Origin of the sequence: Campylobacter sp. P0109 (assembly GCF_002138755.1) — a bacterium.
GTDB classification, from domain to species: Bacteria; Campylobacterota; Campylobacteria; order Campylobacterales; family Campylobacteraceae; genus Campylobacter; species Campylobacter devanensis.
Genome location: NZ_MJKK01000008.1, coordinates 1 through 14,522, shown reverse-complemented (window position 1 = coordinate 14,522; position 14,522 = coordinate 1). Strand labels below are relative to the sequence as shown.

At 33.2% G+C, this 14,522-nt stretch carries 16 protein-coding genes; 8 read left to right on the top strand and 8 right to left on the bottom strand.

Features of this window, described 5'->3' with window-relative positions:
• Window positions 1-837 precede the first annotated feature (837 nt).
• Both CIGNP109_RS07495 and CIGNP109_RS07490 read right to left on the bottom strand, forming a co-directional pair.
• Window positions 838-1,326, bottom strand: coding sequence for a peptidylprolyl isomerase (locus tag CIGNP109_RS07495; protein ID WP_086228801.1), 489 nt, complete (start codon window positions 1,324-1,326; stop codon window positions 838-840).
• 9 nt (window positions 1,327-1,335) lie between these two features.
• Complete coding sequence (locus CIGNP109_RS07490) at window positions 1,336-2,043, bottom strand: YebC/PmpR family DNA-binding transcriptional regulator (protein ID WP_086226558.1); 708 nt, start codon at window positions 2,041-2,043, stop codon at window positions 1,336-1,338.
• Between the two features lie 111 nt (window positions 2,044-2,154).
• Between CIGNP109_RS07490 and CIGNP109_RS07485 the strand changes: the two genes are divergently transcribed.
• Genes CIGNP109_RS07485 through lgt form a run of 5 tightly spaced genes read left to right on the top strand, consistent with a single transcriptional unit; the run spans window position 2,155 to window position 7,052 of the window.
• Complete coding sequence (locus CIGNP109_RS07485; protein ID WP_086226559.1) at window positions 2,155-2,358, top strand: heavy metal transport/detoxification protein; 204 nt, start codon at window positions 2,155-2,157, stop codon at window positions 2,356-2,358.
• Window positions 2,359-2,366: 8 nt separating this feature from the next.
• Window positions 2,367-4,511, top strand: coding sequence for a heavy metal translocating P-type ATPase (locus tag CIGNP109_RS07480; RefSeq protein WP_086228800.1), 2,145 nt, complete (start codon window positions 2,367-2,369; stop codon window positions 4,509-4,511).
• A gap of 3 nt (window positions 4,512-4,514) precedes the next feature.
• A complete protein-coding gene (locus CIGNP109_RS07475; protein WP_086224015.1) occupies window positions 4,515-5,657 on the top strand; it encodes a Y-family DNA polymerase in 1,143 nt (380 codons plus the stop codon).
• A gap of 41 nt (window positions 5,658-5,698) precedes the next feature.
• Entirely contained in the window at window positions 5,699-6,250 is a 552-nt protein-coding gene (locus CIGNP109_RS07470; protein WP_086228799.1) for a hypothetical protein, read from the top strand.
• A gap of 22 nt (window positions 6,251-6,272) precedes the next feature.
• Entirely contained in the window at window positions 6,273-7,052 is a 780-nt protein-coding gene (gene lgt / locus CIGNP109_RS07465) for a prolipoprotein diacylglyceryl transferase (protein ID WP_086228820.1), read from the top strand.
• Between the two features lie 68 nt (window positions 7,053-7,120).
• Here lgt and CIGNP109_RS07460 read toward each other — a convergent pair whose 3' ends face one another.
• Window positions 7,121-7,315, bottom strand: coding sequence for a hypothetical protein (locus tag CIGNP109_RS07460; protein ID WP_086228798.1), 195 nt, complete (start codon window positions 7,313-7,315; stop codon window positions 7,121-7,123).
• A gap of 119 nt (window positions 7,316-7,434) precedes the next feature.
• Between CIGNP109_RS07460 and CIGNP109_RS07455 the strand changes: the two genes are divergently transcribed.
• Window positions 7,435-7,905 (top strand): hypothetical protein, encoded by a 471-nt coding sequence (locus CIGNP109_RS07455; protein ID WP_086228797.1) that lies wholly within the window; start codon window positions 7,435-7,437, stop codon window positions 7,903-7,905.
• Window positions 7,892-8,332 (top strand): hypothetical protein, encoded by a 441-nt coding sequence (locus CIGNP109_RS07450; protein WP_086228796.1) that lies wholly within the window; start codon window positions 7,892-7,894, stop codon window positions 8,330-8,332. Before CIGNP109_RS07455 ends, CIGNP109_RS07450 begins: the two co-directional genes overlap by 14 nt.
• 84 nt (window positions 8,333-8,416) lie before the next feature.
• Here the strand turns inward: CIGNP109_RS07450 and CIGNP109_RS07445 are convergent, their stop codons facing one another.
• From CIGNP109_RS07445 to CIGNP109_RS07430, 4 genes are read right to left on the bottom strand one after another with little or no spacing between them, the layout of a single operon-like run.
• Window positions 8,417-10,249: a primosomal protein N' gene (locus CIGNP109_RS07445; protein ID WP_086228795.1), complete on the bottom strand. Its 1,833-nt coding sequence runs from the start codon at window positions 10,247-10,249 to the stop codon at window positions 8,417-8,419.
• Complete coding sequence (locus CIGNP109_RS07440; protein ID WP_086224012.1) at window positions 10,246-10,605, bottom strand: type II secretion system protein; 360 nt, start codon at window positions 10,603-10,605, stop codon at window positions 10,246-10,248. The genes CIGNP109_RS07445 and CIGNP109_RS07440 overlap by 4 nt, the downstream gene beginning before the upstream one ends.
• Window positions 10,589-10,828 (bottom strand): hypothetical protein, encoded by a 240-nt coding sequence (locus CIGNP109_RS07435; RefSeq protein WP_086224011.1) that lies wholly within the window; start codon window positions 10,826-10,828, stop codon window positions 10,589-10,591. Before CIGNP109_RS07435 ends, CIGNP109_RS07440 begins: the two co-directional genes overlap by 17 nt.
• A complete protein-coding gene (locus CIGNP109_RS07430) occupies window positions 10,825-11,058 on the bottom strand; it encodes a hypothetical protein (RefSeq protein ID WP_086224010.1) in 234 nt (77 codons plus the stop codon). Before CIGNP109_RS07430 ends, CIGNP109_RS07435 begins: the two co-directional genes overlap by 4 nt.
• Window positions 11,059-11,217: 159 nt before the next feature.
• Between CIGNP109_RS07430 and uvrB the strand changes: the two genes are divergently transcribed.
• The gene (gene uvrB / locus CIGNP109_RS07425; RefSeq protein WP_086228794.1) at window positions 11,218-13,194 is read left to right on the top strand and encodes an excinuclease ABC subunit UvrB; all 1,977 of its coding nucleotides are present in this window, start codon (window positions 11,218-11,220) and stop codon (window positions 13,192-13,194) included.
• Between the two features lie 108 nt (window positions 13,195-13,302).
• Here the strand turns inward: uvrB and CIGNP109_RS07420 are convergent.
• Window positions 13,303-14,522: flagellin (locus tag CIGNP109_RS07420; RefSeq protein ID WP_141081050.1), on the bottom strand; the 1,220-nt coding region annotated here is incomplete at its 5' end.

Genomic DNA, 14,522 nt, shown 5'->3' with positions numbered 1-14,522 from the left:
AAAACAGCATCAAAATATAGTGTAGTTTTATCGATTTTAGATTGCACTTCTTGATCTGTTCTGCTCTTAAGCATCACAAAAAACTCATCAATTGGCTCCATAATTTTAGCTTTTTCAATGTGATATTCTTTAGAATGAGTTAAATCAATTGCTAGGCCTACATCTGGCTGACCTATGATGGTGTATTGACCATTACTATCCATAAATTTACCCATTACCGCATTCATAGCTCTAGTTTCGATATCTACTAAGTAATTTGAGCGAGCCTCAGACTCTTTTAATTTATCTAGCTCGGCTCTACTAAAGCCTAACGCTTCCATTTTTTTAGTCAAAGCAATTGTCTCGTTACTATCTGGGCGAGGCTTTTGGCCTGTTGCTGCTACAAAATCCCAATAAATTCTTTCATAATTCATAGGTCTTGGAACTTTACCATTTCTAATATCTAATATAGTATTATACTGGTCAATATAGTGACTATCACCTGTAACGCTATAAGTACGAGCTAATCTAGTTAAATCATCAGAACTTTGGCGAAGTTCATCAGCTAGTATATATGACTGATATCTTCTCTCAGATGCCTCTATAAGCTCATCTTGTACACCAATCACTCCAAGTAGAGCGACTAAATTTAAAACGACTATAGTAATAATCGCACCAAAAATAGCATAAAACAAGGTAGTGAATTTCATGAAAATCCTTAAAAATAGTAAAATTGCGATTTTGTTATAATACAAATATTGTAGTTAAATATTGCTTAAGTTTATGGGTAAATATTAATAATTTATTTAAAGAATTTAACTTAGCGTGAGAAAACTCACGCAATAAATATAATTGAGTTTATAAACTCTCTTTAATCTCTATAGTAGTGATTTTATCCCCTTGTCTAATCGCATCTAAAACACTCTTGCTCTCATCATCTATCAACTCGCCAAATATAGTATGGACACCATTAAGATGTGGTTGTGGGCTATGGCATACGAAAAATTGGCTACCGCCTGTATCTCTGCCGGCGTGTGCCATGCTTAGGCTACCTCTATTATGTTTACGTTTTTGACCGACACATTCGCATTTGATTCTCCAGCCTGGGCCACCAACACCATTACCGTACGGGCAACCACCTTGGATAACAAAATTTGGTATAACTCTATGAAAATTAAGTCCATCATAAAATCCAGATTTAGCTAATTCTACGAAGTTAGCTACGGTTTGTGGAGTTTCATCTGGATATAACTCGGCTATCATATCGCCTTTATCTGTTTTGATAACTGCGAATTTACATTTAGATAATTCATTGGCATCTATATCATATATTTTTAACTCTTCCATTAATTCTCCTTATTCTATATTTGTATATACTGCTTGGATATCATCGTCATCATCAAGCTTATCTAAAAGCTTTTCAATCTCACTAAGCTCTTCATCATTGAGCGAAATTGTGGAATTTGGAATGTATTGTAAGCTACCTTTTTTAAGTGTTAGATTACACTTCTCAATCCCATCGCTAAGCGTGCCAAAGCTCTTATAATCACCATATATCATCAAGCTATCTTCGCCTTGTTCTAATAACTCAAGGCCATAATCTATAAGCTCTAATTCTAACTCTTCTAGATCACTACTTGGTAACTCTACTTCAAATACCGCCTTACGACTAAACATAAAACTAAGGCTACCGCTAGGCAAAATCTCTCCACCATTTTTGTTAAATATAGCCTTTACATTTGCTACTGTCCTAGTGGCATTATCAGTAGCTGCTTCTACGATGATTTGAACGCCGTGAGCTGCCTTGCCATCATAAAATATAGTTTTGATATCGCTACTATCTTTGCCACTTGCCCTTTTGATTGCTGCGTCAATATTATCTTTTGGCATATTTTGAGCTTTGGCTGTAGCTATGGCTGAGCGGAGTTTTGGGTTCATATCTGGATCGCTTCCACCCTCTTTGGCCGCTACTGTGATCGCTTTAGCTAATTTGGGAAATAACTTGCTCATCTTATCCCATCTAGCCTCTTTACTAGCTCTTCTATACTCAAATGCTCGTCCCATTTTTGTCCTTTTGGATTTTCTAAGGCGGTAATTATATCAAAAAATCGTTAAATTTTAATTAGCTATATAATTATATAATTTTTAAAATCTCAATTAAATTTAGGATAAATCGTGAAATTTGAAGTTAAAAATATCAATTGCCAAAGTTGTGTAAATTTGATTAAGAATTCTCTTGAAGATGAATTTGGCACTATTATCATTGATTTAACAAGTGAGCCAAAAATTCTTACTATAGATATAAATAGTGATGAGATTAAGGCTAAATTTATAGATGAGCTAAATGAGCTTGGCTTTGAAGTTATTAAAGAAATTTAGGAATTTACTTGAATAAGATTGAGTTAAAAATTAGCGGAATGAGCTGTGTAAATTGTGCAAATTCTATTAAAAAATCAGCACTAAAAATCCCGGGAATAAAGTCTGCAAATGTAGATTTTAACACTCATTGTGCTGTATTTGAATATGATCAAAATGCTGATATAGAAGCATTAAAAAATAAAATTATTAAACTTGGTTTTGGTATTGCAAACAATCAAGATGAGCTTGAAAATGCTCAAAATAAAGAATTAAAAAATTACCAAAATAAATTTATAATCTGTTCTATAATTAGCGCAGCTCTTATGTGGGCAGAGATGAGTAAATCCAATCCTATACCTATGCCATTTATGATTGCTTTGGCTTGTATTGGGATATTTTATTGCGGATCTAGTTTTTACTCTCATGCATTAAAGAGCTTAAAAGAGCGTAATTATGATATGAATGTACTTATATTTTTGGGTACTTTTTGTGCATTTTGCTACTCTATTTTTGCCACAATTTTTCATAATCAAATTCCACAAAATCTAAACTATCTATATTTTAGCGGTGCGACAATGATTATAACCTTTGTCTTGCTTGGCAAATATTTAGAAAATAAAGCCAAAGCCACTGCTTCATCTTACCTAAAATCTTTAATAAATCTAAGCCCAACCAAAGCTTTTATCATCTCTAGCGATGGGAGTACCAAAGAGACTTTAGCTAGTAGTCTTAAAATCGGAGATATAGTTTTAGTCAAAACTGGCTCTATAATTCCATGTGATGGCATTATAGAAAATGGAGGTGCTGAGATAGATACAAGTGCAATAAATGGCGAAAGTATGCCAGTTTATAAAAGCACTGGTCAGATGGTATATAGCGGTACTCTAAACTGCAATGGCCATATATTAATAAAAGTTACTAAAAGTCCAAATGATACCTTACTGGCTCAAATTTTAAATCTTATTCAAAACGCAGCTAGTAAAAAGCTATCTATCTCACGCATAGCTGATAAAGTAGCAAATATTTTCATCCCCTTAGTAATAGCTACTTCTGTGGCTACATTTTGTATCTGGGCTAGTTTTGGTATGGAATTTAATGGAATTTTAAGTGCTATTTGCGTACTTATTATCTCATGTCCTTGTGCCTTAGGACTTGCTACGCCAATTGCTATAGTTTGTGCTATATCACTGGCTTTGAAGCATTCAATTTTGATTAAAAATCCAGTTGCCCTAGAGCAATTCAATGATATTAAATTTGCCGTATTTGATAAAACTGGAACCATCACAACAGCAGATATAAGCGTAATAGAAACCAGTCTTAATAAAAATGATTTATCCATAGTAGCCAATATCTCGGCACTAAACTCGCACCCAGTTTCAAATGCGATTACAAACTACGCCAAAGAGCTAATCAATGTCAAATTTCAAAGTAAATTTGAGTATATTAGCGGGCTTGGAATTAAAAGCGATAATGTTTTAATAGGCAATGAAAGATTACTAAATTTAAATTTAATATCCATAGACAAAAATCAAAAAGCCATAATAGAGCAAAAAATGGATATTGGCTATGGGGTTATCTTAGTAGCGATTAATGGCAAATTTAGCGGATATATCGCAATTAGCGATACTATAAAGCCTGAGGCAAAAGAGGTTATAAAGAGCCTAAAATCACAAAATATAACCCCAGTAATTTTAAGCGGAGATAGTCATAAAATCAGCAATCTAGTAGCCAAAGAACTTGATATAGATATGGTTTATAGCGAGGTTTTACCACATCAAAAATATGAGATAATAGAAGATTTAAAAAAATCAGGAAAAGTCGCATTTATAGCAGATGGAATCAACGATGCTGCTGCTTTAAGGGCTGCTGATATCTCTATAGCGATGAACTCTGGAAGCGATCTAGCCAAAAATAGCGCCGATATAATCTTAATGCAAAATAGTCTAAATGGAGTTATAAAAAGCATAAATCTAGCCAAAAAAAGCAACACTACTATAAAACAGAATTTAACTTGGGCGTTTGGATATAATACTATTTGTATTCCAATTGCTGCTGGAATTTTAGAGCCATCTTTTGGAATTCATCTTACACCGATGTGGGCAGCACTTGCTATGAGTCTAAGCTCTATTAGCGTAGTTTTAAACTCTTTAAGATTAAAACTAGCTAGAATTTAGACTATGTTTATTCACATAGATCTTGATGCATTTTTTATCAGTGCAGCTGCAACAATAGATAAAAGCTTAATTGGTAAAAAAGCCGCCGTAGCAAGTGGAAGTAAATTTGATATATTTGGCGACTATCATGAGTATGGCATAATTTTAAGCGCTACCTATGAAGCTCGTGCTATAGGAATTAACTGCACTATGCACTCAAGTTTAGCTAAAAAACTCTGTCCTGATTTAATCATCGTTCCAACAGATTTTGAGCTATATCATAAATTATCAAATTCTCTTTATAATTTATTGCTTAATTATACTGATGAAATTGAGAAGTATAGTATTGATGAGTATTTTATAGATCTTGCTGGAACAAAATATGATATTAATCCTTTAGTATTTGCTAATAAGCTTAAATTTGAGATAAATAATAAACTAAATTTACCTTGTAGTATAGGAATTGCGCCAAATAAACTACTAGCTAAGCTTGCAACCAATCTAGCAAAACCTAGCAAAATATATCAAATAAATAGTCCCCAAGAGATAGAAAATTTACAAATTTCCAAGCTTCCAGGAGTAGGTAAATCTCTTTATAAAAGCTTACAAAAATATGGAGTTACTACTATTAAAGATGCTCTAAATGCCAAGCATATATTTGACAAACTTGGCAAATATGCCATAAATCTTTATAGCTCTTTAAATTTACTCCATCAAGACAAAATTATTAAAAATCAGCCACGCAAATCTCTAGCTATAGCTAGAAGCTTTGCCCCAATTAAAAATAGAGATGATATCAATAAAAGATTAATGACTCTATGTAGGCATCTATATTTTGAAGTAGCCTCACTTGCTTTAACCCCAAGCAGGATCGAGCTAAAACTTCGCTATAAAGGACAAGAGCAAATAAGCATAAGCACTACTATTAGTGCTAACTTTACTCACAAATTTTTAGAACAGATTACTAAAGATCTATTTATAAACTTAGATAAATTTAAAGAGTATGAGATAAACTATCTAAGTCTTTGTGCGGCTGGATTTGATAAGCAGCAACAGCGATCTTTATTTGATACTCAAAGTCCAAAAAATAGCAAAATTAGTACTGCCATAATGCAAATTCAAAAAAAATATGGTGTAGATGCTATTAAAAGCTTATCTGAGTTTTAAGCAAAATTTAGCTAAAATCAGCAAAAAATTTAAGGAAAATTATGAAAGTAGCCGATGCGTACTCTATGATTTGCATGGTTTTTGCTAGTAATTTTGCTAATGCAATCACTAATGAAGCGATCAAAAAACTACAGCCAACTTGGATGATAAAAACCCAAAATCTAGAAAATGAAAAGGGTAACGCCCTGCTAGCTAGAGCTTTAATGCACTGCAAAGCTGAGGAGATTGCTGCAGATTTGGATAATTTTAAAGTTGCGTGCTCACTAAAATTTTTTAGGCAAGTTAGCGATGAAGAGATAGAGCATTTGTATAAACAGCTTAACTTTGATAAGCCATTTACTAACTTACGTGCTACCCATGTTTCAAATATGTTTGCTCTACTTGGCGTTATATTTAAAAATAATACAAATGAAAAAACTCATACAATTCTTGGAATGTATTTGGTTGATTTTTTCTTGCCTAGTTTGGTGTTATTTGCTAAATTTCTACGTTATAATGCCAAAACTCCATATTATCAAGCTATGGGCGAATTTATAATGGATTTTATAAAAACTCTTAAGACAAATTTGGGGTTAAAAATTGACGTTAAATAGCTGGAATTTAATCTATTTAAATATGAACCCAGTGGCATTTAGCCTATTTGGATTAAATATACACTGGTATGGAATTATGTATGTTTTAGCCTTGCTAGTAGCGCTTTGGATGGCTAAATTTGTTGTTAAAAAAGACAAACTACCAATCTCAAATTCGCTTTTAGATAGCTACTTTTTCTGGGTTGAAATCGGCGTAATTTTAGGTGCTAGGCTAGGCTATATCATCATTTATGACCCAAATACCCTATACTATCTCACTCACCCATGGCAGATTTTTAATCCGTTTATAAATGGCGAATTTGTAGGTATTCGTGGAATGAGCTACCATGGTGCTGTTGTTGGATTTATTATTGCGACTCTTCTGTTTTGCTATAAATTTAAGCAAAATATCCTTTTATATCTTGACCTTGTAGCAATTAGTGTGCCATTAGGTTATATCTTTGGTAGAGTTGGAAATTTCTTAAATCAAGAGTTAATTGGTCGTACTACTGATGTGAGCTGGGGTGTAGTAAGTGCAGGCGTATTACGCCATCCTAGTCAACTTTATGAAGCTGTGCTTGAAGGACTAGTGATATTTGTTATTTTATATTTTTACCGTATTTATAAGCAATTTAATGGTGAATTAATCGCCCTTTATGCAATGCTTTATCCAATTATGCGATTTATTTGCGAGTTTTACCGTGAGCCTGATTTTGGTATTGGGTTTGTCGCATTTGGACTTAGCATGGGACAAATTCTCTCTATTATTATGTTTGGCTTTGGGTTTTGGCTATATATTTGGCTTAAGTGGGTAAAAAAGTAGCTTAGAGATATTCTGTATTTATCCACTTTAAGCCCTTTAAGTTGTCATTAAAAGTAAATATAATTAAATTATCTATTTTTTAGTGATTCTTTTAATATATTTTTAATATCTTTAGTTATCTCTTCTTCACTCTCAATCATCTCGTATAGCTTAAATCCAGCCTCTATAATTGCATATAACTCAGGCTTTGTTGTTCGCCATCTTTGTAGTGTTCTAGTAGTTGTGCGTAGTATTCGCGCTTTATCTTGCATTGTGTATTTCATAATGATAGATTAGCAGATTTGTATTTAAATAAAAATTCAGATATTATTTCATAATTTTATTAAAAATTTAGACTTAATATCTTATAATTCATCTCACTAAATTTACAAAAAGGATTAAAATGTTTAAGGTATTTAAATATTCCATTTTTGCTGGAGTGTTTTTGACTTTAGCAGGGTGTGGAACAAAAATTGAAATCTTGCCAGAAATAGTTGAATCTAGCAAAGACCAACATATAATCTACGCTAAATTTGATAGTAATAAAACTTATATGAAAAAGTATCTCCCAAGTAATGTTATAATAAAAGATGATGCTCCTATTAGCGTTAAGTATAGTTTTACCAATATAAAAACAGGAAATATAACAATTGAACATAATTTAACATTAGAAATGAAAGCTGATTTGAAATTTTTTAATAACAACAAAGAGATTAATATAACTTCATTTTGTAATACATATAAACATGCATCAGTATTTTCTTATGGTAATTATACAAAATTCAGAAAAGTATGTATTCCTGAAATTCAAAAAAATCTACAACAGCAGATAAATATTAAATTTGAAAAAGGAGAATTTAATGTATTTAAATAAAAGCTTTACAGTTTTAACTATTTTCATTATGGCAATTATTGTCACTGGATGCGGTGCCAGAGGAGCTTATTTTAATAAATTTGAACAACCTACCGATGGCAATGCTTCAATTTATGTATATAGGCCTGCTATGTTTTTTCGTGGCGGTATGAGATATAATGTCATAATAAGCGATGATGATAATGATATAACAGAAGGATTAATGAGCAATGGTGCCTATATTTATACACAAGTTCCAGCAAATAGAGAAATAGAGATTAAAACCGATACTACAAGCGTAGGATCAATTTTAATCGATACAGAAAATCAAAAAACTTATTGTATAAAATCTTATCCCGTTGAAGGTTTTATCTCTAGAGCTAAAATAATGCAAGTTGATATGGAAACTTGCAAAAAAGAGATTATAAATACTCAATTACATGAATAATTACTCGAGCCTAGATTTCTAGGCTTGGTTTTATCCAATTTTATTTCAATGCCTTTCAATTTCGTTTTATAATAATAGCTAAATTTAACTAAAATTCACCGGATCGATATCAGGTAAGGCGCCATAATCTCTAGCAATTTTACTAGCCTTTAATAGCGGAGTATGAGTAGCAGATCGTAAAAGTATCTGATAGCGGTGCTTAGATGCTATTAACTCTATAATGCACTTACCATACCCTACTATCTCTAGCTCAGCCATACTCTTTAGCTTGCCTAAAATTTGCTGCATTTTACTCACAGCCTTAGATTCATCTTTATCTTCAATTTTAATACGCAAAAGCCTCATAAATGGTGGATATAGCCCCTCTCGCACAGCCATCTCATCAGCAATAAAACGATCAAATTCATCCATATATTCAGCAAAAAACTCACACTTTAATCCCTGTATAATCACCCTGCCATAGTTAGCACGCCCCGCACGCCCCGCTACTTGCATAGCTAGAGCCAGACTCTTGCTTCTAGCTTGATAATCACTATAATCTAAATGCTCATCAAGCCCCATAATGATAGCAAGACTAACATTATGATAATCATGCCCTTTGCTTAACATCTGAGTACCGACAATTATATCAATTTTATATTCATTAAAATTTTTAAGAAGAGTTGTTAGTTTTTTTTGTGTAGTAATCTCATCACGGTCAAATTTTGCCACATTTGCAAGCGGAAAATACTCTTTAATCTGGGCGACTAACTCACTAGTTCCAATTTTACGAGACTCTAGCATATCACTATTACACTGGGCACAAGCACTAGGAATCATACAAGCAAATCCGCAGTAATGACATCTCATTGCCCTATTTTTTTTATGTAAGCTTAGGGCAATAGAACAGTATGGGCACTGCATACTTTGGCCACACTTTTGACAAATTAGAAATTTAAAATTCGCTCTAGTTGGTAAAAATATTATTACCTGTTTTTTAGCCTGCAAGGCTTGTGAAATCTCACCTAAAATTAACTCATTTAATCCTGTTGGACTATGGTCATAGATATACTCTTTTTGTGATGCGTAAAATCTTCCTTTTAGCCTAAAATTCGGAAATTTAGCATAGCTATTTAGACTTGGTGTAGCACTTCCTAAAATGCATTTTATCCCCATTTTATTTGCAATATAAATAGCTAAATCTTTAGCATTATAGTATGGGTCGCTGTTGCTTTTATAACTCTCATCATGTTCTTCATCAACTACAATTAACCCCAAATCACTAAAAGGCAAAAATAGTGCTGAGCGTGCGCCTGCGATTAGGCGAATTTTGCCTTGACTAAACTCACTTAGCAAATTTTGCTTTTTTTTAGGTGTGATTTTAGAGTGCCACACACCTACGCTATCTCCAAAATATGCTTCTAAGCGCTCTTGCATCTGCGGTGTAAGAGAAATTTCAGGCATTAAAAATAATGCTTGTTTACCTAGGTTTAAATACTCACGAATTAAGCTAATATATATCTCACTTTTACCGCTTCCTGTATCGCCAAAAAGCAAACTAATAGGATTTTTTTTAATAAATTTAGCAGCTTCAAGCTGTAGAGGGCTTAAATTTGGCGCTTTGATAAAACTACACTTTGATTTGCCATAATGACTAAAAGGTTCAAATAATCCTAATGAAACACCAATTTCGCAGGTATAGTAATAACTAATAAATTTAGCCAGTGTAATTTGTAGCTGTGTAAAGGTTAAATTTAACCGCTCAATAACTGGCAATGTTTTAAAATCTGGCTTTGGTACTGCTTTTATTATACAACCATTTTGAGTTTTATTTCTTAGCTTTATAGTAACTATTTCAAATTCATTTAGCACGCACTGACTCTCATATGTAAGCGGAGCTAAATTTGCACCTATTATGGCAATCTCATAGTAGTTCATAGTTTTAGTTTATCACAAATTTCTTGTGGGCTTAGGCAATTTATAGTAGCATTGCTATCATAGCTAAATCTCACGCTATTATCAAAAACTAAATTTTGATTATCAATACTCCACTTGTGCAAATTTAACTCAGTTAAAATTTGCGAATTTAAAACTGGTTCTTGCACTTTAGCACTAAGCAAAAGAGCGGTTTTTTGGTGGAGAATATTTGCTTGAATTGTAGCTATATCGGTTTTGATTTTGAGTAAATTTGCATCATCTTTACTAAAAAATAGCCTTGGCACTGCTATTGCTAACAAAACACCAAGGATAATAATAACAAATGTTAATTCAATTAAGCTAAATGCTTTTATCATGAGTTAGGGCTTTGTCTATATTGCCAAGAATCGAGCTTAGCTCATTTTTTTGCTCATAATTTTCATAGCACTTTTGAATAAAGGCAGTAAGCAAAGCCTTGATAGTAAGGAGATTTTTATCATCCAAATAGTGTCGTAACTCCTCCTCAAAATAGTCAGCAAATTCATCATCAAGAGTAATATTAAAATCTTTACTAGCTATATTTAAAGAGATTTGTCTCATCGACCAAGCACAGCCTCAACTTGCTTTAATAAATCATCGCTAGCTAGGTCTTGATTTTTTAGCTCCTCTTCAAGCCTCATTATTTGATTTGATTTAGCTTCGTTTTGTGCTTTAACGCTAATTAATTCATTTCTTAAAGCCTCATTAGCTTCGCATACTTCTTCATATTTTAGCATCAGCTCAGTTACTTTTGAAGCTAGATTATTTAAAACCTTTCCGTTTTCTAACATTACAAATCCTTATTTTATGGTGATTAAAGTGAATAATTTTATCATATTTTTTGTAAATATGGGCTAAATTTTAGCTATTTTTTAGCAATTTTAGTGTAGGAAATTTAAAATTTTGGTTAAATAAAAAATGGTAAAATCGCCAAAAATTAAGGCAATAATATGGACAAATTCGATTTAAATAGCAAATTTTCACCTAGTAAAGACCAGCAAAACGCCATTAACAATATTGTAAACGCATTTAAAAATGGTGCAAAGTATAGCGTATTACTAGGCGTAACAGGTAGTGGCAAGACATTTACCATGGCAAATGTAATAAAGCAGTTAAATATCCCAACACTAATTATGACACACAATAAATCCCTAGCCGCTCAGCTATATAGTGAATTTAAAGGCTTTTTCCCACACAATCATGTGGAGTATTTTATAAGTTACTATGACTACTATCAGCCTGAGGCATATATCCCAAGACAAGATTTATTTATAGAAAAAGATAGCGCTATAAACGATGAATTAGAGCGCCTAAGACTATCAGCTACAGCAAATTTACTCGAACACGATGATACTATCGTGATAGCTAGCGTATCAGCAAATTATGGTCTAGGTAATCCAGCCGAATACAAAGGTATGGTTATTACTTTAGAGCGTGGTATGCAAATTAGCCAAAAAGAGCTACTTTTAAAGCTAGTTGATATGGGTTATAAAAGAAATGATAGCTACTTTGATAGGGCTGATTTTCGTGTAAATGGTGATGTAGTAGATATCTATCCGGCATATTTTTGCGATGAAGCTATTAGACTAGAGTTTTTTGGTGATGAAATTGAAGAGATTTATCACTTTAACGCACTAGAGAATAAAAAAACTAAAAATTTAAATAAATTTATTCTATACGCAACAAGTCAATTTGTAGTCGGAGAAAATCGCTTAAAAGAAGCGATTAAAGGGATTGAGGCTGAACTAGATGAAAGACTTAAATTTTATGAAAATCAGGGGCGAATGGTTGAATATCAACGACTTAAGCAACGGGTTGAATTTGATCTAGAAATGCTAGCTACCACTGGAAGCACAAAGGGCGTAGAAAACTATGCTAGATATCTTACCGGTCAAAAAGCAGGAGAGACACCATACTCGATGTTTGATTATTTTGAAATGAATGGACAAGATTATCTAATTATAGTTGATGAAAGCCATGTTAGCTTGCCACAATTTCGTGGAATGTATGCAGGCGATAGAAGTAGAAAAGAGATCTTAGTAGAGTATGGATTTAGATTGCCTAGCGCACTAGATAATAGACCGCTGAAATTCGATGAGTTTATAGTCAAAAAAGGGAAATTTCTCTTTGTCTCTGCTACGCCAAATGAGTATGAAATTCAGCTAGCAAACAATCATATATATGAGCAAATTTTACGCCCAACTGGCCTGCTAGATCCTGAGATTGAGGTAATTAGTAGTGATAATCAAGTTGAAGTTCTTTATGATAGAGCAAAAGCTGTAATAGAACGAGGCGAAAGAGTGCTAATAACTACTTTAACAAAAAAGATGGCCGAAGAGTTAACAAGATACTATCTAGAGCTTGGATTAAAAATCAAATATATGCACTCAGATATTGATGCTGTGGAGCGAAATGAGCTAATACGCGGTCTAAGGCGTGGGGATTATGATATTTTAGTTGGGATAAATCTACTTCGTGAGGGATTAGATCTTCCTGAGGTGAGTCTAGTAGCAGTAATGGATGCAGATAAGGAAGGATTCTTGCGTTCTAAAACTAGCTTAATCCAGACAATGGGGCGAGCTGCTAGAAATGTAAATGGCAAGGTGATTTTATTTGCTAATAAAATTACTAGTTCAATGCGTGAAGCTATTGATATTACTTCTGCACGCCGCAAATACCAAGATGAATATAATAAAGCAAATGGTATCACACCAAAAAGTGCAAGTCGCAATATCGAAGATAGTTTAAAAGAGGATGATACTATAGAGCTTTATACTAAGGCTAAAAAGCTTGAAAAGATGCCAGCTAATGAGCGTGCTAAGATGATCAAGGAGCTAAGAACTATGATGATGGAAGCTGCTAAAAATCTTGAGTTTGAAAAGGCAGCCGCACTGCGTGATGAGATTGCTAAGTTACGACAAATTTAATCATTATAATGTTTATTATTACTGGAAAATAAATAATTTTTAACAATAAACCCTCGCAATGACTAAGCATTGCGAGTAAATTTAAGCTATTAAAGATTTAAATTTAAGTTACTGTAGTAGTCTTAATATATTTTGTTGTACAGCATTTGCTTGACTCATAGCGTAGCTTCCACTTTGGGCTAGTATGTTAAATTTAGAGAAGTTTGCACTCTCACTAGCAAAGTCTACATCTCTTATTTGAGATTCAGCTGATTTTACATTTACTTGGGTAACTGTAATATTATTTATAGTAGCTACTAATTGATTTTGTACTGAACCTAGGTCAGCTCTTAGCTTATCTAGACTTTTTCTAGCTGCTTCAGCTACATCAACCATAGCTTGAGCACCACCATAAGTATTTACGCCACCGGCTTGGTCTGTCATTTGACCTGCATTAGAGGCTCCGCCATTAAAAAATCCCATTGCTTTAGCAATTGTAGCACTAATTGTACCAGAGTTCATATATTTTAAATTCACTGAAGCTTGATTATAAGTAGCCGATGCGATTGAAGCTTCGGTAATAGCTGCAGCTGTCATACCACTAATAGCTGACATACCATTTAAACCCACTTTAATATCTCTAGCATCTTGGCGAACAAATGTGATTTGACCCATTAACACAGTGCCAAGAGAAGCATTTGCACTACCACCGCCTGCAGAAGCACCTGACAATCTACCGCCTAAAGCTGTATAGCTGTCTGAAAAAGTACCAATTCTTATAGCTCTACCATCTTTAGCAGCTAAAACTAATCTACCGTTATCTAGACTTGCTTCTACTCCAGTTTCATCTTTTTTAGCGTTAATTGCTGCAGTTAAAGCATTGTCGGCATCGTTTGCTTGGGTTTTAATATTTCCTATCATTACACCGTTAATTGCTAAGCCTTTAACATTTCCAGCTTTTACCGCTTCGCTAAAAATTTGAGTATTATTTACATTTACTTTTACACCAGTTTTATCTGATACACCATTCATCATATCAGCTACGGCTTTGTAACCATCTTTCCATAGATCGCTAGCTTCTATTTTTTGAAATTCATAACCACTAGGATATCCATCAACACCACTAAGTTTTACAGTTAAACCTGCTGAAAAAGCTCCAGATATAACTGAAAATATCGCATTATTTGTAGTCTCAAACCTAGTATGCCCAATTGTATTTGAGTTTGTAGCACCTATGCTTACTTTAGCTGTTTCATTACTATAAGCACCAATTTGGAAGTTTTTGTTTGAAAAATTTCCATTTAGTAGTTGTTGGCCATTAAAGCTTGTAGTAGTAGCTATCATATCTA

Excerpts from the sequence above, each read along its gene's own strand:
- CIGNP109_RS07495 (WP_086228801.1), bottom strand. The coding sequence starts at position 1,326 with ATGGAAGAGTTAAAAATATATGATATAGATGCCAATGAATTATCTAAA.
- CIGNP109_RS07450 (WP_086228796.1), top strand. The coding sequence starts at position 7,892 with ATGTATTTAAATAAAAGCTTTACAGTTTTAACTATTTTCATTATGGCA.
- CIGNP109_RS07455 (WP_086228797.1), top strand. The coding sequence starts at position 7,435 with ATGTTTAAGGTATTTAAATATTCCATTTTTGCTGGAGTGTTTTTGACT.
- lgt (WP_086228820.1), top strand. The coding sequence starts at position 6,273 with ATGAACCCAGTGGCATTTAGCCTATTTGGATTAAATATACACTGGTAT.
- CIGNP109_RS07460 (WP_086228798.1), bottom strand. The coding sequence starts at position 7,315 with ATGAAATACACAATGCAAGATAAAGCGCGAATACTACGCACAACTACT.
- CIGNP109_RS07440 (WP_086224012.1), bottom strand. The coding sequence starts at position 10,605 with ATGATAAAAGCATTTAGCTTAATTGAATTAACATTTGTTATTATTATC.
- CIGNP109_RS07435 (WP_086224011.1), bottom strand. The coding sequence starts at position 10,828 with ATGAGACAAATCTCTTTAAATATAGCTAGTAAAGATTTTAATATTACT.
- CIGNP109_RS07430 (WP_086224010.1), bottom strand. The coding sequence starts at position 11,058 with ATGTTAGAAAACGGAAAGGTTTTAAATAATCTAGCTTCAAAAGTAACT.
- CIGNP109_RS07470 (WP_086228799.1), top strand. The coding sequence starts at position 5,699 with ATGAAAGTAGCCGATGCGTACTCTATGATTTGCATGGTTTTTGCTAGT.
- CIGNP109_RS07475 (WP_086224015.1), top strand. The coding sequence starts at position 4,515 with ATGTTTATTCACATAGATCTTGATGCATTTTTTATCAGTGCAGCTGCA.
- CIGNP109_RS07490 (WP_086226558.1), bottom strand. The coding sequence starts at position 2,043 with ATGGGACGAGCATTTGAGTATAGAAGAGCTAGTAAAGAGGCTAGATGG.
- uvrB (WP_086228794.1), top strand. The coding sequence starts at position 11,218 with ATGGACAAATTCGATTTAAATAGCAAATTTTCACCTAGTAAAGACCAG.
- CIGNP109_RS07445 (WP_086228795.1), bottom strand. The coding sequence starts at position 10,249 with ATGAACTACTATGAGATTGCCATAATAGGTGCAAATTTAGCTCCGCTT.